The following is a 25221-nucleotide window of genomic DNA, read 5'->3' on the forward strand; positions in this document are numbered from 1 at the left end:
TTTTCAATTGGCTGCGGCGACCTGTCAGGTGCCGCGTGCCTGCTGCGAGACCAGGATCGCCTGAGGCGTGTGGGGACCCTGCGTAAGGTTTGGGGACGACGGGAACGGACGCTGTTGCGTCGGCGTTGCCGGCGAATGCTCGAGCCAGTTGCGCACGCGCGTGGCATCGGCAAAGCGCGACAGCTTGCCCACGGAATCCAGGAACACCATCACCACGTTGCGATCGTTGACGCGCGCCTGCATCACCAGGCATTGGCCCGCTTCCGAGATGAAACCGGTCTTCTGCAGGCCGATCTCCCAGTTGCCGCCGCGCACCAGGCGGTTGGTGCTGACGTAGTGCTGCGTGCGGCCCAGGACGTTCACTTCGTGTTCGGTCTGGGTCGAGAACTCGCGGATGGTCGGGTTGCGATACGCGGCATTGACCAGGCGGGCCAGATCCATCGCGCTCGAGACGTTGCTGCTGGACAGGCCACTGGAATCCACGAAGTGGCTGTCATTCATGCCGAGCTCGCGTGCCTTGCGGTTCATCGCTCCCACAAATGCCGGCAGGCCGCCCGGGTAGCTGCGACCCAGCACCGACGCGGCGCGGTTCTCCGACGACATCAGCGCCAGCAGCAGCAGCTCCTGGCGGGTCAGCTGCGTGCCAAAGCGCAGGCGCGAGCTGCTGTGCTTCTCGGTATCGCGATCTTCTTCGCTCACCGTCAGCACTTCGTCCATCGGCAGGTGCGAATCCATCACTACCACGGCCGTCATCAGCTTGGTGATCGAGGCGATCGGCAGCACGGCAGTCGGATTTTTCTGGAACAGCACCTCGTTGGTGTTCTGATCCATCACCAGCGCCACGGAGGAACGCAACGCAAGTGCGTCTTCCGTATCGCGCAGGCCCATGGCCTCGGCCAGCGACGGCTTGGCTGGCACGAAGACGGCTCGCACTGGCGCCGCGCGGCTGGCGACCACGGTGCGCTTGCCGCCCCGCAGGACGATCACCTTTCGTGACGGCGCAGCTTCCGCTTGCGCGCTCGCGACTTTTTTAGAGGATTTGGTAGCTTTTACTGGCTTTTTCGCCGAGGTTTTCGTCGCAGTCGACTTCGTCGCTGCGTACGTGGCCGGCGCGGCCAGCAAGGCAACAGACACCAGCGCGGTCGTCGCGATGGCGGTCAGTTGGGAGAGGCCGAAGAGTCGGGGCATATTAGGGTCGGACCGGAACATGATTCTGTTCAGCGCGGCATAGGAATTGCGCTAGTTTAGGAAAATAACAAATTGTTAGCAAGATTAATGACTTACGAAGCCTCTTTAAAGTTCGATTCGCATACATTTCCACATTACGGGAAATGAGACGATTAGATCATTCCTCAAAACCACACTTTCGTCATCACGACAGGAAACGCGCGAACCCACTGACCGGTTCACGCTCCGTTTTCAGTTGGTTGGCGGTGGCCTCCGGGTCGGCGTAACCCAGCGACATGCCGCAAACGACCATTTCGTCCTCGGTCAGCCGCAATTGCCTGGCCAGGACACTATGAAATTGAGTGAAGGCGGCTTGCGGGCATGTGTCCAGTCCGCGTGCACGCGCCGCCACCATGATGCTTTGCAGGAACATGCCGTAGTCAAGCCAGCTGCCCTGCTCCAGGATCCGGTCGATCGTGAAGATCAGGCCGACCGGTGCATCGAAGAAACGGAAATTGCGGGCATGCTGCTCGTGCATGGCCGCCTTGTCCTCGCGGGTGATCTGCAGCAACCCGTACAGGTCCCAGCCCACCTTGCGGCGCCGGGCGAGGTACGGATTGACCCACTCGCGCGGGTAGTACGGGTATTCCTCGCGATACTTGTCATCGCGATCGGGATCGTCGTAGGCGGCGAGCACATCGGCGCACAACCGCGCCTTGGCATCCCCTGACAGTACATAAACCTTCCACGGCTGGACATTGGTGCCGGACGGCGCGCGGCTGGCCACAGCCAGGATCTCCTCCACGGTTTCGCGTGGCACGGGGGTATCCAGGAACGCACGGATCGACCGGCGCGTGGTGATGGCGCGATCGACGATCGCGGCGGCATCGGTCACGGACGTATCGCCATTGGCCGCGGTGGCCTCAAGGGTTGCGCGAATGGCGTTACCGGGGTTGAACATGCTCTTTCGTCTCCAGGTTTTGTACGGTTGCACACGCTTCAGGCTGACGCCTGGCCTTGCATCACCAGCGGTTCCAGCGCCTGCCGCAATGCCTGCGGCAATGGCACGGGGCGCCGCGTCTCGCGATCGACGTAGACGTGCACGAAGTGTCCCTGTGCCGCTGCGACGTCGTCGTCATTGCGGAACAGCCCCACTTCATAGCGCACGCTCGAATTGCCGAGTCTTGCCACACGCAGCCCCGCCACGACCGTATCCGGGAAGGTCAGCGATGAGAAATAGTTGCACTGCGTCTCGATCACCAGCCCGATGGTGGCGCCCGACTCGATGTCGAGCGCGCCCGCCCGGATCAGGTACGTGTTAACGACCGTATCAAAATAACTGTAGTAGACAACGTTGTTAACGTGGCCATAGACATCGTTATCCATCCAACGCGTCGTGATGGGCTGGAAGTGCGCAAAGGCACTGCGGCGATCGGGTTCTGGCTTCATGGCGGGTCAGAGAACGTTCGTCTGGGTCTGTCTTTGGGGCCGATTGGCGGTCTTTCCGTACCTTGTTGGTGGCTTGCTGGTGGCTTGGCGGTGTCCTGCCTGGCCGCTACCGGCGGATAACCAGCGCGACACCCGAAACGGCGACCACCATGCCCGCCGCGGCCAGCGGCGAGAAACGCTCGCCAAACAGCAGCCAGGCCATGACGGCGGTCGTCGGTGGCGTCAGGTACATCAGACTGGAAACCTTGGTCGCCGCACCCTGCCGGATCAGCACAAACAGCAGCGAGATGGCGCCGATCGATAGCGCCACGACGGACCATAAGAGCGCACCCGCCATCGCAAGGTTCCAATGCACCTCACGCGTTTCGAACAAAAACATGAATGGCAGGCACGCCACGGCCGACGCCGCGAACTGGATCACCGAGCCCATGCGCAGATCGAACACCGGGCAAAAATGCTTCTGGTAGAGGGTGCCGAACGTGATGGAGACCAGCGCGCCGACGGCCAGCACCAGGCTGGCGGGCGACAATCCCGTCGCGGTGAGCTTGTTGGCGACGACCAGGCCCACGCCAGCCAGCCCGATCAGCAGCCCGATCCATTGCCTGCCACTCACGCGCTCACCCATGCGGCTGACAAAGAGTGCCGTCAGCAGCGGCTGCATGCCAACGATCAGCGCCGACAAGCCGGCGGGCATGCCGAGCTTCACGGCCGCCCAGACGCCGCCAAGGTAGCCCGCCTGCAGGAACAGCCCCGCCACGGCGATATGGCCGACGCGCGCCCAGTCAACGCGTGGGCCATCGGCTGTCTGCCGCTGTGGCAACGGCACGCGCGCAAGCAGCACGAACGGCACCATCAGGACCAACACCCCGACAAAGCGCAGGAAGAGAAACGTCATCGGCTCGGCATAGGGCATGCCGTACTTCGCGACGATGAAGCCCGTACTCCAGATCAGGACGAACAGCGCGGGCATGCCAGCCACCCACAGGCGCGCGCCCGTGGAGATATCGGCGTTGCTGGGTCGGGTAGTAGCGCGCGAACTCATGACGCCGCCGTCGCCAGGTTGGACGAGCCCGGGGGAAAACCGGCGGGGTCTTCGGCAACGACGCCCGTGGAGATACCGGAAGCGCGGCTGTCGGCGCCCACAGCCCGGTAGCGCGCGTGATAGTGCGCAGCCAGGCCGACGGTCTGCGTGTGAACAGCCACCGTATCCTCGATCTGATTGCCGTAGCCACCCGCCATCGCCACGGCAATGGGGAGGCGGCGCGCCAGCGCGGATTCGAAGACGATCGTGTCGCGCCGCGCCAGGCCTGCCAGGGTCAGTCGCAGCCGCCCGAGGCGGTCGCCCTCGTGAGGGTCGGCGCCGGCCAGGTAGATCAGGAGTTCAGGATTGAAGCGTGCATAGAGCGCGTCGAGCGCGGACACCAGCGCGGCCGCATAGCCGTCGTCGTCGCACCCGTCAGGCAAACCCACATCCAGATCGCTGGCCTCCTTGCGGAAGGGGTAATTCTTCTCGCCATGCAGCGACAGCGTGAAGATTGTCGGGTCGTCGCGCAGGATGGACGCGGTGCCATTGCCCTGATGCACATCGAGATCGATCACGGCGACGCGGCGCACACGCCCGTCGCGCTGGAGCTGGCGGGCTGCAATCGCGGCATCGTTGAAGACACAGAAACCGCCGCCCTTGTCGGCGTAGGCATGGTGGGTGCCCCCGGCCAGGTTCACTGCAACACCCTCTTCCATGGCCGTCCTGCAGGCGGCGATCGTGGCGCCGGCCGAGCGCCGCGAGCGCTCCACCATCTCGTGGGACCACGGGAAGCCGATCTCTCGCTGACGCGCGGCGTCGAGCCGTCCGGCAGACACTTCGGCGATGTAGTCGGCCGTATGGGCCAGCCGCAGTGCATTGTCGTCCGCCCGCGGGGCTTCCCGCAGTTCGATGCCCGCGACCTCCCGCACCACCGCATCCCGCAGCATGCTGTATTTGCGCATCGGGAAGCGGTGTCCCGGCGGCAATGGCAATACGAAGTGGTCGGCGTAGAAAGCTAGCATCGATGGCAGGTCGGCTTCGGGGTAGCGACGAGATGGGACATCAGGATTCGAGGCAGGAATGCCTGATCCGGCCCGGATAAGTGGCGGGAGATCCACATTCGCCGACCGGGCAGTCTGGGATAGTAGCATCGCCACTCAACGCATGTTCAAGGCACCCCATCAGCGCGGCGATTCTCGCGTCGCACCAACCACGCCATATCAGGATAAACCCTTGCCCCATGCGGGATACGTGGACATTACTGCCCATAGAAGGGTGCAAACCGAAAGACATTTTGTGCACCGCACCAAAACCGCTTGACACGATTCGAAGTTTCTCTAGAATTGGAATTGTTGCGGCGCACCAAAGGTTTCTGACCTCGGATCGACCGCAAACGAACATACGCTCGGGCTCGGCTACGACACAAGTCATGGCTTTGACATCTGGGCGGCCTAATTTTCTATTTTGCTTGACCTTGAAGTTCACCACTGGAGACCAGCAATGATCCTGACCCCGGAACAAGTTGCAGCCGCACAAAAAGCCAACCTGGAGACCCTGTTCGGTCTGACCACCAAGGCATTCGAAGGCGTCGAAAAGCTTGTCGAGTTGAACCTGCAAGTGGTCAAGGCCACCTTCGCCGAAAACGTCGACAACGCCAAGAAGGCACTGTCCGCCAAGGACGCCCAGGAACTGCTGGCCATTCAGGCCTCCCTGGTGCAACCGGTTGCCGAAAAGACCCTCGCCTACACGCGTCACCTGTACGAAATCGCTTCGGAAACCCAAAGCGAGTTCACCAAGGTGGCTGAAGCCCAACTGGCCGAAGGCTCGAAGAACGTGCAAGCGCTCGTCGACAACTTCGCCAAGAACGCCCCGGCCGGTTCGGAATCGACCGTCGCGATCGTGAAGTCGGCCATCTCGGCTGCCAACAACGCGTACGAGTCGGTCCAGAAGGCCACGAAGCAAGCTGTGGAAATGGCCGAAAGCAACTTCCAGGCTGCCGCCACCGCCGCGACCAAGGCTGCCCAGCAAGCCAGCGCCACGGCTCGCACGGCAACCAAGAAGCCGACGACCACGGCCTAAGCTGTAGAAGTCGCAAGCTGTAACAGGCAAGACCAGCGAACCGGCTCCGGCCGGTCCGTTGGCAAAGCGCCCCGCTCCAATGGACGTTTTGCCAACGGTGGTGACGACGGGAATCCGATGCATCCAGGTCCCGCCTTCGCCGCGTGCCGATGTCTCCTCGGTACCCCGGTCTCCTTAGATTCCAAAGGTATCGTTCAAGCCCGGCCCTGAAAGAGGGTGCCGGGTTTTTTTTGGCCTGCTCGACGGGCACGCCGCGCGAATTCCCGCCTTCCCGCCCGCACCCCAGGCTGAACGCCCCTTCCCGTTCCCGCCCCAGATTCACGCCTCTTCCAGCCAGCCTTTACGGTCGCCAAGAATTCCTGGCGGTTAGTTGCCAAGCTGACATGAAAACAGCCCGCCATCAGGCGGGCTGTTTCGTTTCGGCGCGACCAGGTTCTCAGCGCTTGCGCGGGGGCGGCACGTCCGTGCAGACGCCCTCGTAGATCTCCGCGGCCATGCCAATCGACTCGCCCAGCGTCGGGTGCGGGTGGATCGTCTTGCCGATGTCCACGGCATCCGCGCCCATCTCGATGGCCAGGCAGACTTCGCTGATGAGATCGCCGGCATGCATGCCTACGATACCGCCGCCGATGATTCGGTGGGTTTCCTCGTCGAAGATCAGCTTGGTGAAGCCCTCGTCGCGGCCATTGGCGATGGCGCGGCCCGAAGCAGCCCAGGGGAACGTGCCCTTGCTGTACTTGATGCCCTCCGCCTTGCACTGCTCTTCGGTCAGGCCAGCCCAGGCCACTTCCGGATCGGTATAGGCCACCGACGGAATCTGCTTGACGTCGAAGTACGCCTTCTCGCCATGGGCCGCTTCCGCGGCCACGTGCGCTTCGTGCACGGCCTTGTGGGCCAGCATCGGCTGACCAACGATGTCGCCAATTGCGAAGATGTGCGGCACGTTGGTACGCAGTTGCTTGTCGACGTCGATGAAGCCACGGTCGGTCACGGCCACGCCAGCCTTCTCAGCGCCAATCTTCTTGCCGTTCGGCGTGCGGCCCACCGACACCAGCACCGCGTCGTAGCGCACCGGTTCAGCCGGTGCGGCCTCGCCTTCGAACTTCACGTAGATGCCGTCCGGCTTGGCTTCCACACCAACGGTCTTGGTCTTCAGCATCACGTTGTCAAAGCGATGCTTGTTCATCTTGTCCCAGACCTTGACCAGGTCGCGGTCAGCGCCCTGCATGAGGCCGTCGAGCATTTCCACCACGTCGATGCGCGCGCCCAGCGTGCTGTACACGGTGGCCATTTCCAGGCCGATGATGCCGCCACCGATCACGAGCATCTTGTTCGGGATGTCGCGCAGCTCCAGCGCGCCGGTCGAATCGAAAATGCGCGGGTCTTCCGGGATGAACGGCAGCTTCACGGCCTGGCTGCCGGCGGCGATGATCGCCTTTTCGAAGCGGATCACCGTCTTCTTGCCGGTGGTCGCCTTGCCATCGCCCTCGGTTTCCTGGACTTCCAGGTGGTGCGGATCCAGGAAATTGCCGATACCGCGCACAACTTGCACCTTGCGGGCCTTGGCCATGCCGGCCAGGCCGCCGGTCAGCTTGCCGACCACGGTTTCCTTGTAGTGACGCAGGCCGTCCAGGTCGATCTTGGCTTCGCCGAACAGGATGCCGTGCGCCGCCAGGGCCTTGGCCTCGTCGATCACGGCCGCGTTATGCAGCAGCGCCTTCGACGGGATGCAACCCACGTTCAGGCACACGCCGCCAAGCGAGCCATAGCGCTCGACCAGCACGGTGTTCATACCCAGGTCCGCCGAGCGGAAAGCGGCCGAGTAGCCACCGGGGCCAGCGCCCAGCACGAGCATGTCGCACTGGATATCGGCGCTGCCGCTGTGCGTTGCCGCAGCCGGTGCGACCGCCGGTGCAGCGGCTGCCGGCGCGGGGGTCGGCGCCGCCGGAGCGGGCGCTGCGGCGGGGGCCGGTGCCGGCGCTGCGGTCGCGCCGGCTTCCACCGTGCAGATCACCGTGCCCTTGGCTACCTTGTCGCCAACCTTGACCTTGACGTCCACGACCTTGCCGGTGGCCGACGACGGCACGTCCATGCTGGCCTTGTCGGACTCCAGCACGATCAGCGATTGCTCTTCCTCGACCGTGTCGCCGGCCTTGACCAGCACCTCGATCACTTCCACCGCGTCGAAATCGCCGATATCCGGCACCTTGACTTCGATCACACTCATGCTTTTCCTCCTGGGATGCGCGCCCTGCCCGCCTGCGGGTCAGGCCGCGCCTTCGTTGTTGGTTGCCGCGTCGCCACTGGCTTGCGCCGGCGACGGCTGCGCCTGCAGCCGCACGGTATGCACGTCGATTGGTCCTGCCGAACTCTTGTCGAACTCCACTCCCGCATCCACTCCGATCCGCGCGATGGCGCCAGCGTCCATGTCGGGCCGGTCGTAGACCGCATGCATGGCCCCGAGCGCATAGTTGCGGCCCGAGCCGATGCCCCAGAAACGGTCGAACGAAAACACCTCGCGGTAGGAATAGACACCGAAGATGCCGCCCGGATTGGCGATCAGGCAGACAATCTGCGATGACTCGTAGGGGTCGTCCTCGTCTTCCTTGGTGTTGATGAAGTACTCGTTCTTGAGTCGCTCATGCACTTTCAGGAAGGTCCGGAATACGTCGTCGCGCGTGAGCAGCCGGCATTCCTCGCCCATGCCGGCCAGCAGGCTGCGCATGACCGGGAAGTGCGCCGTCGTGCCGGCGAGCGCGACAAAGCTCTCGCCTACCGGGAAGACCTTCTGGTTGCGTTCATAGGCACGCGACAGGCGCGTGTCCCCGAAGGTGACCAGAGCGTCCGCCGCGATCGCCACTTCGGCACCCTTTCTGACGACAACGCAGGTAGTCATGGATCACCTCCACTCGTCACGCCGCAGTTCGCACACCGGCAGTGCCGGTGTGCAGTGCGGTTGCTTCAAGATGAAGCGGAGCGGTTCTGGCTGGACGCGCGGCCACAGACTGCACAAGTGGTGCGGCAAGGCCGCGCAACGACGCCAGAATCATCTTCAAGCGACCGCTTACAGCAGGATGCGGCGGAAGTCCGCCAGAAGCGCCGCGAAGTACGTGTTGAAGCGGGCTGCCTCGGCGCCGTCGATCACACGGTGATCCCACGACAGCGACAGCGGCAGCGTCAGGCGCGGCGCAAACTGCTTGCCGTCCCAGACCGGCTTCATGTACGACTTGCATACGCCCATGATGGCGACTTCCGGCGCATTGATGATCGGCGTGAAGTAGGTGCCGCCCAGGCCGCCCAGCGACGAGATCGAGAAGCAGCCGCCCTGCATCTGGTCCGGCTTCAGCTTGCCGTCGCGGGCCAGCTTGGCCAGTTCGCCCATTTCCTGGCTGATCTCGAGCACGCCCTTCTTGTCGGCGTCCTTGATCACCGGCACGACCAGGCCGTTCGGGGTGTCCGCGGCAAAGCCGATGTTGAAGTACTTCTTCAGCACCAGGTTGTCGCCGTCCAGCGAGGCATTGAAGTTCGGGAACTTCTTCAGCGCCGCGACCGTGGCCTTGATCATGAACGCGAGCATCGTGACCTTGATGCCGGACTTCTCGTTTTCCTTGTTCAGCTGGACACGGAAGGCTTCCAGTTCAGTGATATCCGCCTCGTCGCAGTTCGTGACGTGCGGGATCATGACCCAGTTGCGGTGCAGGTTGGCACCGGAAATCTTCTTGATGCGCGACAGCGGCTTGCTTTCCACCTCGCCGAAGCGAGTGAAGTCAACCTTCGGCCACGGCAGCAGGTCCAGGCCAACGCCCGAGCCACCCGTCGAGGCGGCGGCTGCCGGTGCGGCGGTCTGGCCGCTCATCACGCCCTTGACGAAGCCCTGGACGTCTTCCTGAGTGATCCGGCCCTTCGGACCCGTACCCGGCACGCGCGACACATCGACGCCGAGTTCGCGGGCGAACTTGCGGACCGACGGACTGGCGTGGGCGGCCTTGCCGGTGACGCCCTGTGCGGCCGGCGCCGGGGCGGGAGCCGCCGGAGCCGGGGCGGCAGCTTTCGCAGCCGGGGCTGGCGCCGGCGCAGCGGCAGCCGGGGCCGGCGCGGCGGCCGGTGCGACTGCGGCGGCACCAGCGGCACCCGCAGCTTCCAGAATCAGGATCAGCGTGCCTTCAGCCACGTTGTCACCGACCTTGACCTTCACTTCCTTGACCGTACCGGCCTGCGGCGACGGCACGTCCATGGTGGCCTTGTCGGATTCCAGCGTTACCAGCGCGTCTTCCGCGCTGATGGTGTCACCCGGCTTCACGTGGACTTCGATCACGGGTACGGCGTCGTAGTCGCCGATGTCCGGGACCTTGACTTCGACCGTGCCGCCACCAGCGGCAGCAGGCGCCGGAGCCGGCGCGGCTGCGGGGGCCGGAGCCGGTGCAGCGGCGGCCGGGGCCGGGGCGGGAGCCGGCGCAGCGGCGGCAGGTGCCGGGGCGGCGGCAGCGGCGCCAGCCGGTTCCAGCATCACCAGCACGGAGCCTTCAGCCACGTTGTCGCCCACCTTGATGCGGACTTCCTTGACCGTGCCAGCCTGCGGCGACGGCACGTCCATGGTGGCCTTGTCGGATTCCAGCGTCACCAGCGCGTCTTCCGCATTGATGGCGTCGCCCGGCTTGACGTGGACTTCGATGACGGGAACGGCGTCGTAGTCGCCGATATCCGGCACCTTGATTTCAATCGCTTGACTCATTAAGTGTCTCTCCTGGGCAGCCGGCACACACGTCAACACACGACGAACGCAAGCGGCGAGGTTACTCTGGCCGCACGCATCTGTCACGCTGCCGCGCATCACCTGCGCCGCGTGGCGCCACCGGCAACCGGGGGCGCCCGCGGCGCGGCGGGTGCCGCACTACGGGGGGTTCAGGCGTGTATGTACGGAATCAGACCGACATCGGGTTCGGCTTGCTCGGGTCGAGGTTGTACTTCTTGATGGCTTCGGCCACCTTTTCACGACCGATCGCGCCTTCGTCGGCCAGCGCCTTCAGCGCCGCCAGCGTCACCCAGTGGCGATCCACTTCGAAGAAGTGGCGCAGCTTCTCGCGGGTATCCGAGCGGCCGAAACCATCGGTGCCCAGCACCACGTAGCGGCGCGGCACGAACGGACGGATCTGTTCGGCGAATGCCCGGATGTAGTCGGTGGAAGCGATGACCGGACCGCGCACGCCCTTGAGCTTCTGGGCAACGAACGATTCACGCGGCGTCTCCGTCGGATGCAGCAGGTTGAAGCGTTCGGTGGCCTGGCCTTCGCGGGCCAGTTCGGTGAAGCTCGGGCAGCTCCACAGGTCCGATTCCACGCCCCAGTCCTTCTTGAGCAGTTCGGCGGCGGCGATCACCTCGCGGAAGATCGTGCCCGAACCCAGCAGTTGCACGCGCGGCGCATTGCTGTTTTCCACGCCCTTGCGGAACTGATACATGCCCTTGACGATGTCGCGTTCCACGCCAGCCGGCATTTCCGGATGCTCGTAGTTCTCGTTCATCACCGTCAGGTAGTAGTACACGTCTTCCTGTTCGGCATACATGCGGCGCATGCCGTCCTGCATGACCACGGCCAGTTCGTACTGGAACGTCGGGTCGTACGAAATGCAGTTCGGGATCGCGGCGTGGAACACGTGCGAGTGGCCGTCTTCGTGCTGCAGGCCTTCGCCGTTCAGCGTGGTCCGGCCCGAGGTGCCGCCCAGCAGGAAGCCGCGCGAGCGCATGTCGGCAGCGGCCCAGCAGAGGTCGCCGATACGCTGGATGCCAAACATCGAGTAGTAGATGTAGAACGGGATCATCTGCACGCCGTGCGTCGAATACGACGTGGCGGCGGCGATCCAGTCACACATGGCGCCCGCTTCGTTGATGCCTTCCTGCAGCACCTGGCCAGTCTGCGATTCCTTGTAGAACATCAGCTGGTCGTGATCCTGCGGCACGTACTTCTGGCCTTCCTGGTTCCAGATGCCGACCTGGCGGAACAGGCCTTCCATGCCGAACGTACGCGACTCATCCGGCACGATGGGCACCACGTGCTTGCCGATCTGCTTGTCCTTGAGCAGCGTGTTCAGGATCCGCACGAACGCCATGGTCGTGGAGACCTCCCGGCCTTCGCCGGTGGCCTTGAGCAGCGCGTCGAACGCGGTCAGCTCGGGCACGGGCAGCGGCTCGGCCTTCAGGCGGCGGGCCGGCAGATAGCCACCCAGCTCCATGCGGCGGGCGCGCATGTATTCCAGTTCCTTCGAGCCTTCCTCGAACGTGAGGTACGGCACGTCCTCGATCTTGTCGTCCGGCACGGGGATCGTGAACTGGTCACGGAAGGCGCGGATGGCTTCCACCGGCATCTTCTTCTGCTGGTGCGCCACGTTCATGGCCTGGCCGGCATCGCCCATGCCATAGCCCTTGATGGTCTTGGCCAGGATCAGCGTCGGCTGGCCCTTGTGCTCGCTGGCGGCCTTGTAGGCGGCGTAGATCTTGTGCGGGTCGTGGCCGCCGCGGTTCAGGCGCCAGATGTCGTCATCCGACCAGTCGGCCACCATCGCCTTGAGTTCCGGCGTGTTGAAGAAGTACTCGCGCACATAGGCGCCGTCCTTGGCCTTGAAGGTCTGGTACTCGCCGTCCACGCATTCCATCATGCGCTTCATCAGCAGGCCCTTGGTGTCGCGCGCCAGCAGGGAATCCCAGCGGCTGCCCCACACGACCTTGATCACGTTCCAGCCGGAACCGCGGAATTCCGATTCCAGTTCCTGGATGATCTTGCCGTTGCCGCGCACCGGACCATCCAGGCGTTGCAGGTTGCAGTTGATCACGAAGACCAGGTTGTCCAGCTTCTCGCGGCCGGCCATGCCGATCGCGCCCAGCGATTCCGGCTCGTCGGTCTCGCCGTCGCCCAGGAATGCCCACACCTTGCGGTCGCCGGCCTTGGCCAGGCCACGGCTGTCCAGGTACTTCATGAAGCGGGCCTGGTAGATGGCCATGATCGGGCCCAGGCCCATCGACACCGTCGGGAATTGCCAGAAATCCGGCATCAGCCACGGGTGCGGGTAGGACGAGATGCCCTTGCCGTCCACTTCCTGGCGGAAGTTGTCGAGCTGTTCGGTGGTCAGGCGGCCGAGCAGGAAGGCGCGCGAATACACGCCGGGTGCCGAGTGGCCCTGCACGAAGACCAGATCGCCGCCGCTCGCTTCCGACGGGGCGCGCCAGAAGTGGTTGTAGCCCACGTCATAGAGCGTGGCTGCCGAGGCAAACGAGGAGATGTGGCCGCCGACGTTGGTGTGCTTGTTGGCGCGCAGCACCATGGCCATGGCGTTCCAGCGCGTGTACGAGCGGATGCGGTGCTCGATGTCCTGGTCGCCGGGAATGCGGGCCTGCTGCTCGACCGGAATGGTGTTGATGTACTGCGTCTCCGCGTGGAACGGCTGGGTGACGCCGTTCACGCGTGCGTATTCGATCTGCTTTTCGATCAGGAACGCGGCGCGCTGCGCGCCTTCCGCGTTCAGGACGCCCTGCAGGGCATCCAGCCATTCATGCGTTTCCTGGGGATCTGCGTCGTTGGCGCTGCTGGCGCCGAGGATCTGCTCTGGTACAGCTGACATGACTGTCTCCTGGTGAATTCCTGCCCGGCGCCCGCAGCATGAGCGGGTCGATTCGGCCGGTGTGACGATGATGACGTCGCGGCGGGTCCGTGCCTTGCCCTGGCATCGGTCTGGCCAGAGCCGGATCCTTGTCCCGGATCCTCGCGTCCGGCAGGCATGTGGAGCCCGCCCGCATTGTTCGGTCGAAGCGATTCTATGGAAGCACAGCAGCGGCTGACAAGTGAAATTTTCAGATTACGGTGTCGTTTTTTATAATGTGGAATATTGTCGCAGCGCACAAGAAAACGATCCGCGACGCCGTTAATGACCCGGAGGAGCGCAAGAAAGTGCCTTTCTGTGTAGGCGCTTTCCCCAAGCGACGCACCGCAATAATCCCGATACACTGGCGAGTCAGCCGTCAATCCCCTATGCAGTTTCTCAATCGAATCCTCTCTGGCCTGCGCACGGCCGTCCTCCCGCCCAACGCTTCCGAGGCCGCCAGCCCGGCCGGCGCCGACGCGTCCCATGGCGGCAAGGGTGGGTCGCTGCATGCCGTGGGTCCGCTCGAGGCGCTGCACAGCCACCCCGCCAACGAGGCCGCGCACCATGGGGCGCACGCCGTCGCGCAAGGCGCCTCCCACGACGGCCCCCATGACGTGACGCATGACAACGGTCACGACGGCGCGCATGAAGCCGACGGCCCCTTCGCCGCCCCGCCCCGCCGCCTGTGGTGGCTGCGCTGGCGCAACCTGGTGGCCACCAGCTGGTTCATGTTCATCCCGCTCGTGGCCATCGTGCTGTTCACGGTGGCGATGGGCGTCATCCTGTGGTCGCTGCACGAGACCGAACGCCAGCAGCAGCGCGACGCGCTGTATCGCGACGCAGCCTGGGCGCAGCAGCGCGTTCGGCTGTCCTTGCTGAGCAACCAGGACCAGCTTGCCTCGCTGGCGCGCGACATCGCCGCCGCCCAGATGGACCAGGGCGCCTATCGCACCGCCGCCCAGGAAATCTTGCGCGAGAATCCCGAGATCGTCTTCGTCAACTGGCTCGATGCCACCCGGCGTGGCCGCTGGTCCCTGCCGTCCACCTCCGAATTTGCAGGACGCCTGCGCGAAACGGTAGACCAGCCGCTGGAACCCGAGGTGCTGGACACCTTCGACGCCGCCCGCGAGACCCAGCGCGTGGTCTACTCGCGCCCGCTGATGAACGACCGCGGCGACAGCTTCATGCTGATGGAAGTGCCGATCGTGCGCGACAACGAGTTCCTCGGCACGCTGGGCGCCCTCTATTCGATCAACGGCATCCTGACGCACCTGTTGCCGCCGGAGCTGACCGAGCGATACCGCTTTTCGCTGATCGACAAGAACAACCAGACGCGCGCAAGCACATCGGTACGGCCGGTACCGGGCAACGCGCTGTCCTACGAGGTGCTGCTGGATCCGCCGGGCCACTCGCTGTCACTGCGCGCCGATGCGTACCCGCCGCCGTCCAACCTGCCCAATAACATGTTGCTGTGGCTGGTGGTGGGCCTGTCCTGCTTCCTGCTCTGGAGCCTGTGGAGCATGTGGCGGCACACCAGCCGCCGCTCCGAGGCGCAGCGCGCCCTGCTGGCCGAGACATCGTTCCGCCGGGCGATGGAAAACTCGATGCTGATCGGCCTGCGGGCACTGGACCTGAACGGCCGCATCACCTACGTCAATCCGGCGTTCTGCCGCATGACGGGCTGGACCGAGAGCGACCTGGTCGGCCGCGTGCCGCCCTTCCCCTACTGGCCGCCCAACGACCAGCAGGAGATGCAGAAGCAGATCGACCTGACGCTGCAGGGCAAGTCCCCCGCCACCGGCTACGAGATGCGCGTGATGCGGCGCGACGGCAGCAGCTTTTTCGCGCGGATGTACGTCTCGCCGCTGGTGGACAGCCGTGGACGCCATACGGGCTGGATGAGCTCGATGACGGACATCACCGAGCCCAAGCGTGCCCGGGAAGAACTGGCCGCCGCGCACGACCGCTTCACCACCGTGCTGGAAAGCCTGGACGCCGCCGTGTCCGTGCTGGCCACCGACAAGGCGGAATTGCTGTTCGCCAACCGCTACTACCGCCAGCTCTTCGGCTGGGAGGCGGAAGGCCACCTCAAGCTGGCCGGGGATGACTTCGACAAGGAGCAGATGTCGAGCGACAACACCGACTATGTCGATGCCTACGCCGGCCTGCCCGCGTCCGAACTGATGCCGTACGCGTCCGACGCGCGCGAGGTCTTCGTGCCGGACATGCAGAAATGGTTTGAAGTGCGTCGCCGCTATATCCAGTGGGTGGATGGCCACCTGGCCCAGATGCAGATCGCCACGGACATCACGGTCCGCAAGGCCGCCGAGGAAATGGCGCGCCAGCACGAGGAACGGCTGCAGTTCACCAGCCGCCTGACGACGATGGGCGAGATGGCGTCGTCGCTGGCGCACGAACTCAACCAGCCGCTGGCCGCGATCAACAACTACTGCATGGGTGCCGTGGCCCGCCTGCATTCCGGCCGCAGCACGCCGGAGGACCTGATCCCGGTGCTGGAAAAAACCTCGGCCCAGGCCGTGCGCGCCGGCACCATCATCAGCCGCATCCGCGGCTTCGTGAAGCGCAGCCAGCCCCAGCGGCGCGAGGCCGCGCTGCATGACATCGTCGCCGACGCCGTTGGCCTGGCCGATCTGGAAGCCACGCGCCGCCGCGTCACCATCCTCACCCGCCTGCCAGCCCCGCCGATGCTGCTGTATGTGGATCCGGTGCTGATCGAACAGGTACTGGTCAACCTGCTCAAGAATGCCGTCGAGGCGATGGCCGGCCTGCCGGCCATGCGCGCCGCCGGCGTGGTGCGACTGCATGCGCGCGTGGAAATGGTCGAGTTCGGCCAATGCGTGTGCATCGACGTCATCGACCAGGGCCCGGGCGTGGACGAGGCCACCAAGGAGCGCCTGTTCGAGCCGTTCTTCAGCACGAAATCCGACGGCATGGGCATGGGCCTGAATATCTGCCGGTCCATCATCGAATCCCACCAGGGCCGCCTGTGGGTCGAAAACAATGTGGACGGGATCGGCTGTACGTTTAAAATCACCCTGCCGCTGCAGCCCGCGCTTTCCGAGCAGTAACGCGGACAGCTCCCGGCGAACCGGACGACCCTCTGCCGCGGGGCATCGGGAGGCCGTCCGAATCATCCGCCGGGGGGTGTTGCGCACCGCCGCAGACGGTTACACTTCGTTGCAAACGACTTTGCCCCAGGAGACTTCATGACCGCAACGCCCAGCCCCACGCCTCATCGTGGCGAGACCGTCTTCATCGTCGACGACGATGAAGCGATGCGCGACTCGCTGACTTGGCTGCTGGAAGGCAATGGCTACCAGGTTCGCAGCTTCAGCAGCGCCGAACAGTTCCTCAGCGCCTACGATGCCGGCCAGGTATCGTGCCTGATTCTTGATGTGCGCATGCCGGGCATGAGCGGCCCCGAGCTGCAGGAGCGCATGATCGCGGAAAACATCGATATCCCGATCGTCTTCATCACCGGCCATGGCGACGTGCCGATGGCGGTGTCGACGATGAAGCTCGGCGCCATCGACTTCATCGAAAAGCCGTTCGACGAATCGGAGCTGCGCGCGCTGGTGGAACGCATGCTGCAGAAGGCCCGCACGGACCATTCGGCCGCTCGTGAACAGCGCGCCGCCAAGGACCTGCTGGGCAAGCTGACCACGCGTGAACAACAGGTGCTGGAACGTATCGTGGCCGGCCGCCTGAACAAGCAGATCGCCGACGACCTGGGCATTTCCATCAAGACCGTGGAGGCGCACCGCGCCAACATCATGGAAAAGCTCAACGTCAACACCGTGGCCGACCTGCTGCGCCTGGCGCTGTCGCGCAACAGCTAAGTCCGTCACCGGGCCGCTGTCATGGCGGTTGTCTTGACCGTTGCCATTGGCGTTCTCGCCAATGGCAACCCGGCCCCCGCCTCGCCCCTCCCCGCTACTTGCCGGTCAAATATTCGTCGTCGCGGAATGACACGATCCATTGTGGCTTGTAGGCCACAAAAATCGCCACGAGCATCCCCGTCAGGAAGGCCTCACCGAACGCGATGACCAGCAGACCCGTCAGCGTATCTGCCAGGCTCAGCGCCCCGCCCCCACCGCCCGCGATCTCAAATCGCCACAGCGCCTGCAAGGCACCCGCGCCCAGCGCGGCCAGGCCGGCGGCGAAGTACCCGTGTCCGAGGATGAAGATAAATGGATGCCGTGGCAGCAGGTGTCGCATCGCGCCCTGCAGCCCGGCCGAGAGCAGCGCAGGCAGCATTCCCAGCCAGACAAAGCGCGGCCAGAATGTCGACCACTCGACCTGCGCCCAACCCTGCCCGGCAAGGTACGCCAGACCAAGCAGCGAGATCCCATCGACGATCAGCATCGACACCAGCGCCAGCGGCAAGCCGAACAACGTCACGGCCAGCGTGGCACCCATGAGCTGAATCACCAGTCCCCCGGTCAGTGTGGCGCGGGCCGTCCAGAGCAACGCCAGCAGCACGAGCCCGCCAAGCCAGGCATGCTGGAGGGCGTCGCGGCGTAACAGTTGCCACGGCCGGCGCGTCAGCGCCCAAGCGAGCGACAACGCCGAGAGGGCCGGCAGGCCCCACGCCATCAACAGATCCGGAAAAGACGAATTGGCCGTGTGCATGCGGCGCATGCTAGCAGCCCGCCCAACGGGCACGCTTGCAGCCGATCAAGACGCTGCCGAACGGCTGCGACCCTTTATAATCCGGCTTTGCACGCGACGCCGCCCCCGGCGCACGCCCCGTTCCAGAAAGCCTCTCCAGCCCGTATCCCCATGTCCGCTCAACTGATCGACGGCAACGCCCTTGCCAAACAAATCCGTACCGAAGCCGCCCTGCGCGCCGCCCGCCTGACCGAGAAAGGTCACCAGCCCGGCCTGGCCGTGGTGCTGGTGGGCGAGGACCCCGCCAGCCAGGTCTACGTGCGCAACAAGGTCAAGGCCTGCGAGGACAACGGTTTCCATTCGTCGCTGGACCGCTACCCGGCCGACCTCTCCGAGGCCGACCTGCTGGCCCGGATCGACGCCCTGAACAAGGACGCCCGGATCCACGGCATCCTGGTGCAACTGCCCCTGCCCAAGCATATCGACAGCCACAAGGTGCTGGAAGCCATCGCCCCGGAAAAGGACGTGGACGGGTTCCACGTGGCCAATGCCGGCGCGCTGATGACCGGTGCCCCGCTGTTCCGCCCCTGCACGCCGTATGGCTGCATGAAAATGCTGGAATCGATCCAGTACCCGCTGCGCGGCGCCCGCGCGGTGGTGGTGGGTGCGTCGAACATCGTCGGCAAGCCGATGGCGATGCTGCTGCTGCAGGCCGGCGCCACGGTGACCATCTGCAACAGCAAGACGCGCGACCTGGCCGCCCACACGCGCGAGGCCGACGTGGTCGTGGCCGCGGTGGGCCGCCGCAACATCATCACCGCCAACATGGTCAAGCCCGGCGCCGTGGTGATCGACGTCGGCATGAACCGCGACGACGCCGGCAAGCTGTGCGGCGACGTGGACTTTGCCGGCGTGCGTGAAGTGGCGGGCCATATCACCCCGGTGCCCGGCGGCGTGGGTCCGATGACCATCACGATGTTGCTGATCAACACGCTGGAAGCCGCCGAGCGCGAGGCGGGCATCGCCGCCTGAACGGGCATGCCCGGCGCCCAATGGTGCCGATAGGAAAGCCGTACTGGATATTTCGTCGCAGAGGCCTCATGTTGCAGACATCGAGCCAGATCGAGGCCAGCCAACCGAGAACCGCCATGACCGTGACCAACGAACGCGCCAACAATCCACTGCTGGATTTTTCCGACCTCCCGCGCTTTGCGGAGATTCGGCCCGAGCACATCGCCCCGGCCCTGGACGTGCTGCTGGCCGATGCACAGGCCGCCGTCGACCGTACCGAAGATCCCGCCACGCCGGCCACCTGGGCCAGCGCGGTGGAAGCGCTGGAAACCGCCACCGAACCGCTGGGCCGTGCCTGGGGCGTGGTGGGCCATCTGAGCGCCGTCGCCGATACGCCGGAATTGCGCAAGGCCCATACGGACAACCTGCCTCGCATGACCGAGTTCTGGTCGTCGCTGGGTCAGAGCCTGGCGCTGTACGAGAAATACAAGGCCGTGGCCGCCGGTCCGGAATTCGCCGGCCTGTCGCCCGCGCGCAAGCAACTGCTGGAAAACGAGCTGCGCGGCTTCCGCCTGGGCGGCGCGGAGCTGCCAGAGGACCAGAAGCCCCGTTTCGCCGAGATCCAGGAGCAGCAGGCGCAACTGTCGAAGGCATTCTCCGATCACGTGCTGGACGCCACCAACGCCTACGGCCTGATCATCGAGGACGAATCACGCCTGTCCGGCATTCCTGCGGATGCGAAAGAAGCCGCCGCGCTGGCCGCCCAGAAGGACGGCAAGACCGGCTGGAAGTTCACGCTGCATTTTCCGTCGTACTTCCCCGTGCTGCAGTACGCCGATGACCGCGCGCTGCGCCAGACCATGTATGAGGCCAGCGTCACGCGCGCGTCCGAGCTGGGCCAGCAGTATGGCAACGGCCAGGCCGACTGGGACAACACCGCCAACATGCGCGAACAGCTGACGCTGCGCCGCGAGGAAGCCCGCATGCTGGGCTACAACAACTTCGGCGAAGTCTCGCTCGTGCCGAAGATGGCCGAGTCCCCCGCCGAAGTCCTGAAATTCCTCGACGAGCTGGCGGATCGCGCCCGGCCCTACGCGGAAAAGGACTGGGCTGAATTGCGCAAATTCGCCGCCGACGAACTCGGCCTGTCCGAGCTGAAACCGTGGGACGTGGCCTATGCCTCCGAGAAGCTGCGCCAGCAGCGTTATTCGTTCTCGGACGACGAAGTCAAGCAGTACCTGCAGGAGCCCAAGGTCCTGGAAGGCCTGTTCGGGGTGGTCGAAAAGCTGTTTTCCGTCCGCATCCTTCCGGACGAAGCGCAGACGTGGCACAAGGACGTGCGCTTCTATCGCGTGGTGTCGCCGCAAGGCGCACTGCTGGCGCAGTTCTACTTCGATCTCTACGCGCGCGAAGGCAAGCGGGGCGGCGCCTGGATGGACGACGCCCGCGGCCGCAAGGAACGTGACGACGGCACCGTGCAAACGCCGGTGGCCTATCTGACCTGCAATTTCACTGCACCTGTGGGTGGCAGGCCCGCGCTGTTCACGCACGACGAAGTCATCACGCTGTTCCATGAGTTTGGCCACGGCCTGCATCACATGCTGACGCAGGTGGGAGACCTGGGCGTGTCCGGCATCAACGGCGTGGAATGGGATGCGGTGGAGCTGCCATCGCAGTTCATGGAGAACTTCTGCTGGGAGTACGAGGTGCTGGCCGAGATGACCGCCCACGTGGACACCGGCCTGCCGCTGCCGCGCGCGCTGTTCGACCGCATGCTGGCCGCCAGGAATTTCCAGAACGGCATGATGACGCTGCGCCAGATCGTGTACTCGTCGTTCGACATGCACCTGCACACCGACTACGAGCCGCAAGGCAAGACGTCCGTGCTGGAGCTGTCACGCGAGATCAACGACCGCAAGCACGTCGTGCCGCAGTCGCCGCTGTCGCGCTGGCCGAATACGTTCAGCCACGTCTTTGCGGGGGGTTACGCGGCCGGCTACTACAGCTACAAGTGGGCCGAGGTGCTGTCCGCCGATGTCTACGCCGCGTTCGAGGAGGCCAGCCAGCTTTCCGGCAGCGTCCTCGACAGCGAAACCGGCGAGCGCTATCGCCGCGAGATCCTGTCGGTGGGTGGCAGCCGCCCGGCGATGGAATCGTTCGTGGCCTTCCGGGGCCGCGCGCCGCAGATCGACGCCTTGCTGCGGCACGGAGGCATGGCAGCCTAAGCAGAGTCACCGTCAGCCAACATCCCGGGCGCCCGGCTCATGAACATTCCTTTCCCAATCCGCAAGGAGTGTCCGCCGGGTGCCTGCGTCTGCAATCGCGAGGCGCTGCTGGAAGATCCGAACGCCGACCTCCGCATCCTCCAGCTGACCCAGCAGGAGGAGAAAAAGCTGATCGACCGGCTGGAGCAGGTATCGACCCTGGCGGAACTCAGGCGGATGGAGGATCGCATGCAGGCGTTGCTGGGCATCGTGATCACGATTACGCCCAGTGCCAACGAAGTCCGCACCACGCGCGGCTTCCGCATCGAACTGGCCGACCAGCCGGGGCTTTGCCGCAAGACCCGGCAGGCCATTCCGGCGGCGATCCGGCGCAGCATGGAATCCCACCCGGAAATCGCGTATGAGATCCTCGACCAACGGGATCTGCTGGGCGGCTCGCCCCCGTGAACAAGACCGACAAACAGCGACTGAGTAGAACATGAGAATCGCAAGCTGGAACGTCAACTCCCTGAAAGTCCGCCTGCCGCAAGTGCTGCAATGGCTGTCCGCGCAGGACGCCGCGGGCACGCCTGTCGACGCCTTGTGCCTGCAGGAACTGAAGCTTCCTGACGACAAATACCCGCTGGCCGAACTGGAGGCCGCCGGCTTCCACAGCGTCTTTACCGGGCAGAAGACCTACAACGGCGTGGCGATCGTCGCACGGGACGGTGCCATGCCGGCTGCCGCCGATGTGGTCCGCAATATCCCCGGCTACGAGGACGCCCAGCAGCGCGTGATCGCCGCCACCTATGGCGATGTGCGCCTGATCAGCGCCTACTTCCCCAACGGGCAATCGCTCGATTCGGACAAGTTCGTCTACAAGCTCGACTGGCTGCAGGCCATGACCAGATGGCTGCGCGAGGAAATGGCGCGCTACCCGAAGCTGGCGCTGCTCGGCGACTTCAACATCGCCCCGGAGGACCGCGATGTCCACGATCCGGCCAAGTGGGTCGGCCAGAACCTGGTGTCGCCGCAGGAACGCGACGCCTTCAAGGCGCTGATCGATCTCGGCCTGATCGATTCCTTCCGCATGTTCGACCAGCCCGAGAAGATGTTCTCGTGGTGGGACTACCGGATGATGGGATTCCGCCGCAACGCCGGCCTGCGGATCGACCACATCCTGCTATCGGCCGAACTGGCGAAGCGGTGCAGCACCTGCGGCATCGACAAGGAGCCGCGCCGCTGGGAGCAGCCGTCCGACCATACGCCTGTGGTGGCAACGCTCGCGCTCGACTGAGCCGATGACCGCGACCGCCACCTCGCCGGATTCCCGCAATCGCCTGACTCGCCTGTTTCCCTGGCGCAGCCGGGTCACGCCGGCCACGCTGCGCACCGATCTGATTGCCGGCCTGCTCGGTGCCGTGCTGGTACTGCCGCAGGGCGTGGCGTTTGCCACATTGGCCGGACTGCCGCCGCAATACGGCATCTATACAGCGGTCATTCCCTGCATCGTAGCGGCCCTCTTCGGGTCGAGCTGGCATGTGATGTCCGGGCCGACCAATGCCAACTCGCTGGCATTGTTTGCGATGCTGAGTCCGGTCGCATTTGCAGGTAGCCCGGCCTATATCGCGCTGGCGCTGGCCGTGACGATGCTGGTGGGGGTATTGCAACTGGCCGTGGGTGCGCTGCGGCTGGGATCGCTGGCCAACTTCATTTCACCGTCGGTATTGCTGGGGTTTACTTGCGGCGCGGCGACGCTGATCGGGCTCTACGCACTGAAGGATCTGTTCGGGCTGGCCGTGCCGACCGGCACCAGCGCGTTCGGCGTGGTGCGCTTCCTCTTCGATAATTTCCAGACCGTCAACGGGAGCGCAGTGATCGTCGGCGCGGTCACGCTGGCCGTGACGCTGGTGTCCCGCCGGTTTTCGCGCCGGCTGCCGTTCATGCTGATCGGCCTGCTGGCCGGCTATGGCGTGGCACTGGTGCTGAACACTTCCGGCTGGGCGGGCGCGCAGCATGTGAATGTGGTCGGCCCGATTCCCTCGGCCATCCCGCCTTTCGGCGTGCCGGACATCAACTGGCGCACCGTCCCGGACCTGCTCGGCATTGCCGCGGCACTGACGATCGTTGCACTGGGACAATCGATCTCGATTGCCAAGGCGGTGGCGCTGCGCTCCGGCCAGCATATCGACGCCAATCGCGAGTTCATCGGCCAGGGCCTGTCGAACATCGCCGGCGGCCTGTTCTCGAGCTATATCTCGTGCGGGTCGCTGAATCGCTCGATGCCCAACTTCGAGGCCGGCGCGCAAACCCCGCTGGCGAGCGTGTTCTCCGCGCTGCTGCTGGTCGTGCTGGTCACGGTCAGCGCGCCGTTGCTGGCGCAGATTCCGATGGCGGCCATCGCCGCCATGCTCATGCTCGTCGCCTGGGGATTGTTTGACTTCGCCCGCCTGCACCGCATCGCGCGGCTTTCGCGCACGGAGTTCGCCATCGCCGTGGGCACTTTCATCGCCACGCTGGCGATTCGGCTGGAGATGGCGGTGCTGCTCGGCACAATCCTGTCCCTCGTCGCCTATCTCTATCGCACTTCTCGCCCGGCCGTGCGCAGCCTGGTCCCGGACGCCGACGATCCGGGCCGCCGATTCACGCCGCTGGACGAACTGCGTCGACCGCAACCGGAATGCCCGCAGCTGAAACTGCTGCGCATGGAAGGCGCGATCTACTTCGGCGCCGTCCAGTACGTGACGGACCGGCTGCACTGGCTACGCACCGTCAACGCCAACCAGAAACATCTGCTGGCGATGACCAAGAGCATGAACTTCATCGACCTGGCCGGTGCCGAGATGTGGGAAGCCGAACTCGTCGAGCGGCGTGCAACCGGCGGCGGCCTCTACTTCCACCGCCCGCGCACGCAAGTGCTGGAGACCTGGGAGCAAACCGGTTTCATGGAGAAGCTCGGCCGCGACCACATCTTCCCGACCAAGCGGCAAGCACTGCACACGATCATCGCGACGCTGTCGCCCGAAATCTGCGCGCAGTGTCATGTGCGCATCTTCGAGGAATGCGCACACCGGCCGGGGGGCGCACAGGCGCCCATGCCAGAGGCGCCGGAGACCCAGGACACACCCGAGACGCGGGACACGCCAGACACGACTCGGGCTGCCTGACTACGGCAACCGTCGAACACCAAAACGCCGAAAGAGAGAAAACGGGTAGGACAGATACGCGCCGGCCGATCCGCGGGGAGCCCGGACCGAAGCCGGCGGCGGAGGGTTGTTCTCGTCGCTCAGACTGGCGCCACGTGGGCGCGCTTGACGACGACCGGCTGGGGTACGCCCTGCTCGATCAGTACCACCGCCGCGCGTTCGATCGTCTCGCGGCCTGCGCGAAACGCTTCTTCGAGCGACAGCACCTGGTCGGCACTGAAGCCTTCCCACAGCGCCTCACGCGTGACCACGCATGTCACTTGTTCACCATCGACAATCGCGTGGAACAGCAGGCCCTCATTATTGATGTCGTAGCGCTCTTGCTCTTGGAATTTGATTTCCATCATCACAGCCCTCCATATGCAAGTGGAGAAGCATCCTAACATGGCTCGGCGGAAATCGTCTTCGTTCCCCTGCACGGCGCCATGCGAATGCGATTCGTCTGAATGACCCGCAGGACACGACACAAGTTCCTCGCCACATGGGTCTTCCGGAGCATCGTCGCAAGCATGTATGTCAGGGTCGTGAGCGTCGCTTCGAAACGGCTCGCGCACCGACGCGGTGCCACGCACGCGCTCATTGCGAAACACTGCACCAAGCGTTTGACAAAGTCGAAAATGATGATAGAATCTCGTTCTTCGTTGGGGCGTTAGCTCAGTTGGTAGAGCAGCGGACTCTTAATCCGTAGGTCGAGTGTTCGAGTCACTCACGCCCCACCAGCGAATTCAGAAAAGGCCGGAAACAGCAATGTTTCCGGCCTTTTTGCATTCCGGGCTTTCCGGGGCGATTCGCCTTTCGGGGCGTGCCCCTCCGCCACC

19 protein-coding genes and 1 tRNA gene are annotated in these 25221 nt (G+C 64.7%); 9 read left to right on the forward strand and 11 right to left on the reverse strand.

Annotation, left to right across the window (positions count from 1 at the left end; translation table 11 throughout):
• Positions 1 to 24: 24 nt before the first annotated feature.
• The 5 genes from pbpG to BLR29_RS16840 all read right to left on the reverse strand — a co-directional run bounded on the left by pbpG (position 25) and on the right by BLR29_RS16840 (position 4662).
• Positions 25 to 1209, reverse strand: coding sequence for a D-alanyl-D-alanine endopeptidase (pbpG, locus tag BLR29_RS16820; RefSeq protein ID WP_092138142.1), 1185 nt, complete (start codon positions 1207 to 1209; stop codon positions 25 to 27).
• 163 nt (positions 1210 to 1372) lie between these two features.
• On the reverse strand, positions 1373 to 2128 hold the full coding sequence (locus BLR29_RS16825) for a nitroreductase (protein WP_255371287.1): 756 nt from the start codon (positions 2126 to 2128) through the stop codon (positions 1373 to 1375).
• Between the two features lie 38 nt (positions 2129 to 2166).
• Positions 2167 to 2616: an acyl-CoA thioesterase gene (locus BLR29_RS16830; RefSeq protein ID WP_092138143.1), complete on the reverse strand. Its 450-nt coding sequence runs from the start codon at positions 2614 to 2616 to the stop codon at positions 2167 to 2169.
• A gap of 106 nt (positions 2617 to 2722) precedes the next feature.
• Positions 2723 to 3658, reverse strand: a complete 936-nt coding sequence (locus BLR29_RS16835; RefSeq protein ID WP_092138144.1) for a DMT family transporter — start codon at positions 3656 to 3658, stop codon at positions 2723 to 2725.
• Positions 3655 to 4662, reverse strand: a complete 1008-nt coding sequence (locus BLR29_RS16840; RefSeq protein ID WP_092138145.1) for a histone deacetylase family protein — start codon at positions 4660 to 4662, stop codon at positions 3655 to 3657. The genes BLR29_RS16835 and BLR29_RS16840 overlap by 4 nt, the downstream gene beginning before the upstream one ends.
• 478 nt (positions 4663 to 5140) lie before the next feature.
• Here BLR29_RS16840 and phaP1 point away from each other — a divergent pair, with 478 nt between their 5' ends.
• Entirely contained in the window at positions 5141 to 5719 is a 579-nt protein-coding gene (gene phaP1, locus BLR29_RS16845) for a TIGR01841 family phasin PhaP1 (protein ID WP_092138146.1), read from the forward strand.
• Positions 5720 to 6155: 436 nt separating this feature from the next.
• Here the strand turns inward: phaP1 and lpdA are convergent, their stop codons facing one another.
• From lpdA to aceE, 4 genes are all read right to left on the reverse strand, one after another.
• Entirely contained in the window at positions 6156 to 7946 is a 1791-nt protein-coding gene (gene lpdA / locus BLR29_RS16850; RefSeq protein WP_092138147.1) for a dihydrolipoyl dehydrogenase, read from the reverse strand.
• A 39-nt stretch (positions 7947 to 7985) separates the two neighbouring features.
• Positions 7986 to 8615 carry an Ntn hydrolase family protein gene (locus BLR29_RS16855; RefSeq protein WP_092138148.1) on the reverse strand — a complete coding sequence of 210 codons (630 nt, stop codon included), beginning with the start codon at positions 8613 to 8615 and terminating at the stop codon, positions 7986 to 7988.
• Positions 8616 to 8783: 168 nt separating this feature from the next.
• The gene (aceF, locus tag BLR29_RS16860) at positions 8784 to 10451 is read right to left on the reverse strand and encodes a dihydrolipoyllysine-residue acetyltransferase (protein ID WP_092138149.1); all 1668 of its coding nucleotides are present in this window, start codon (positions 10449 to 10451) and stop codon (positions 8784 to 8786) included.
• Positions 10452 to 10641: 190 nt separating this feature from the next.
• Entirely contained in the window at positions 10642 to 13329 is a 2688-nt protein-coding gene (gene aceE, locus BLR29_RS16865) for a pyruvate dehydrogenase (acetyl-transferring), homodimeric type (protein WP_092138150.1), read from the reverse strand.
• A 407-nt stretch (positions 13330 to 13736) separates the two neighbouring features.
• Between aceE and BLR29_RS16870 the strand changes: the two genes are divergently transcribed.
• Both BLR29_RS16870 and BLR29_RS16875 read left to right on the forward strand, forming a co-directional pair.
• Positions 13737 to 16439: a PAS domain S-box protein gene (locus BLR29_RS16870; protein WP_092138151.1), complete on the forward strand. Its 2703-nt coding sequence runs from the start codon at positions 13737 to 13739 to the stop codon at positions 16437 to 16439.
• Positions 16440 to 16577: 138 nt separating this feature from the next.
• A complete protein-coding gene (locus BLR29_RS16875) occupies positions 16578 to 17210 on the forward strand; it encodes a response regulator transcription factor (protein WP_092138152.1) in 633 nt (210 codons plus the stop codon).
• 94 nt (positions 17211 to 17304) lie between these two features.
• On the opposite strand, the gene BLR29_RS16880 is transcribed toward BLR29_RS16875, so the two are convergent.
• Positions 17305 to 18003, reverse strand: a complete 699-nt coding sequence (locus BLR29_RS16880) for a hypothetical protein (protein ID WP_092138271.1) — start codon at positions 18001 to 18003, stop codon at positions 17305 to 17307.
• Between the two features lie 150 nt (positions 18004 to 18153).
• Here BLR29_RS16880 and folD point away from each other — a divergent pair, with 150 nt between their 5' ends.
• The 5 genes from folD to BLR29_RS16905 all read left to right on the forward strand — a co-directional run bounded on the left by folD (position 18154) and on the right by BLR29_RS16905 (position 24364).
• Positions 18154 to 19014, forward strand: coding sequence for a bifunctional methylenetetrahydrofolate dehydrogenase/methenyltetrahydrofolate cyclohydrolase FolD (gene folD / locus BLR29_RS16885; protein ID WP_092138153.1), 861 nt, complete (start codon positions 18154 to 18156; stop codon positions 19012 to 19014).
• Between the two features lie 116 nt (positions 19015 to 19130).
• Positions 19131 to 21218 carry a M3 family metallopeptidase gene (locus BLR29_RS16890; protein ID WP_092138272.1) on the forward strand — a complete coding sequence of 696 codons (2088 nt, stop codon included), beginning with the start codon at positions 19131 to 19133 and terminating at the stop codon, positions 21216 to 21218.
• 39 nt (positions 21219 to 21257) lie between these two features.
• Positions 21258 to 21665: a hypothetical protein gene (locus BLR29_RS16895; protein WP_092138154.1), complete on the forward strand. Its 408-nt coding sequence runs from the start codon at positions 21258 to 21260 to the stop codon at positions 21663 to 21665.
• A gap of 31 nt (positions 21666 to 21696) precedes the next feature.
• Positions 21697 to 22494 (forward strand): exodeoxyribonuclease III, encoded by a 798-nt coding sequence (gene xth, locus BLR29_RS16900; RefSeq protein WP_092138155.1) that lies wholly within the window; start codon positions 21697 to 21699, stop codon positions 22492 to 22494.
• Positions 22495 to 22498: 4 nt separating this feature from the next.
• Complete coding sequence (locus BLR29_RS16905; protein WP_255371288.1) at positions 22499 to 24364, forward strand: SulP family inorganic anion transporter; 1866 nt, start codon at positions 22499 to 22501, stop codon at positions 24362 to 24364.
• 119 nt (positions 24365 to 24483) lie between these two features.
• On the opposite strand, the gene BLR29_RS16910 is transcribed toward BLR29_RS16905, so the two are convergent.
• The gene (locus BLR29_RS16910; RefSeq protein ID WP_092138273.1) at positions 24484 to 24747 is read right to left on the reverse strand and encodes a DUF1488 family protein; all 264 of its coding nucleotides are present in this window, start codon (positions 24745 to 24747) and stop codon (positions 24484 to 24486) included.
• 299 nt (positions 24748 to 25046) lie between these two features.
• Here BLR29_RS16910 and BLR29_RS16915 point away from each other — a divergent pair.
• Positions 25047 to 25122, forward strand: a tRNA-Lys gene (locus tag BLR29_RS16915).
• Positions 25123 to 25221: the final 99 nt, after the last annotated feature.

This window comes from Cupriavidus sp. YR651 (assembly GCF_900101625.1).
GTDB lineage: Bacteria > Pseudomonadota > Gammaproteobacteria > Burkholderiales > Burkholderiaceae > Cupriavidus.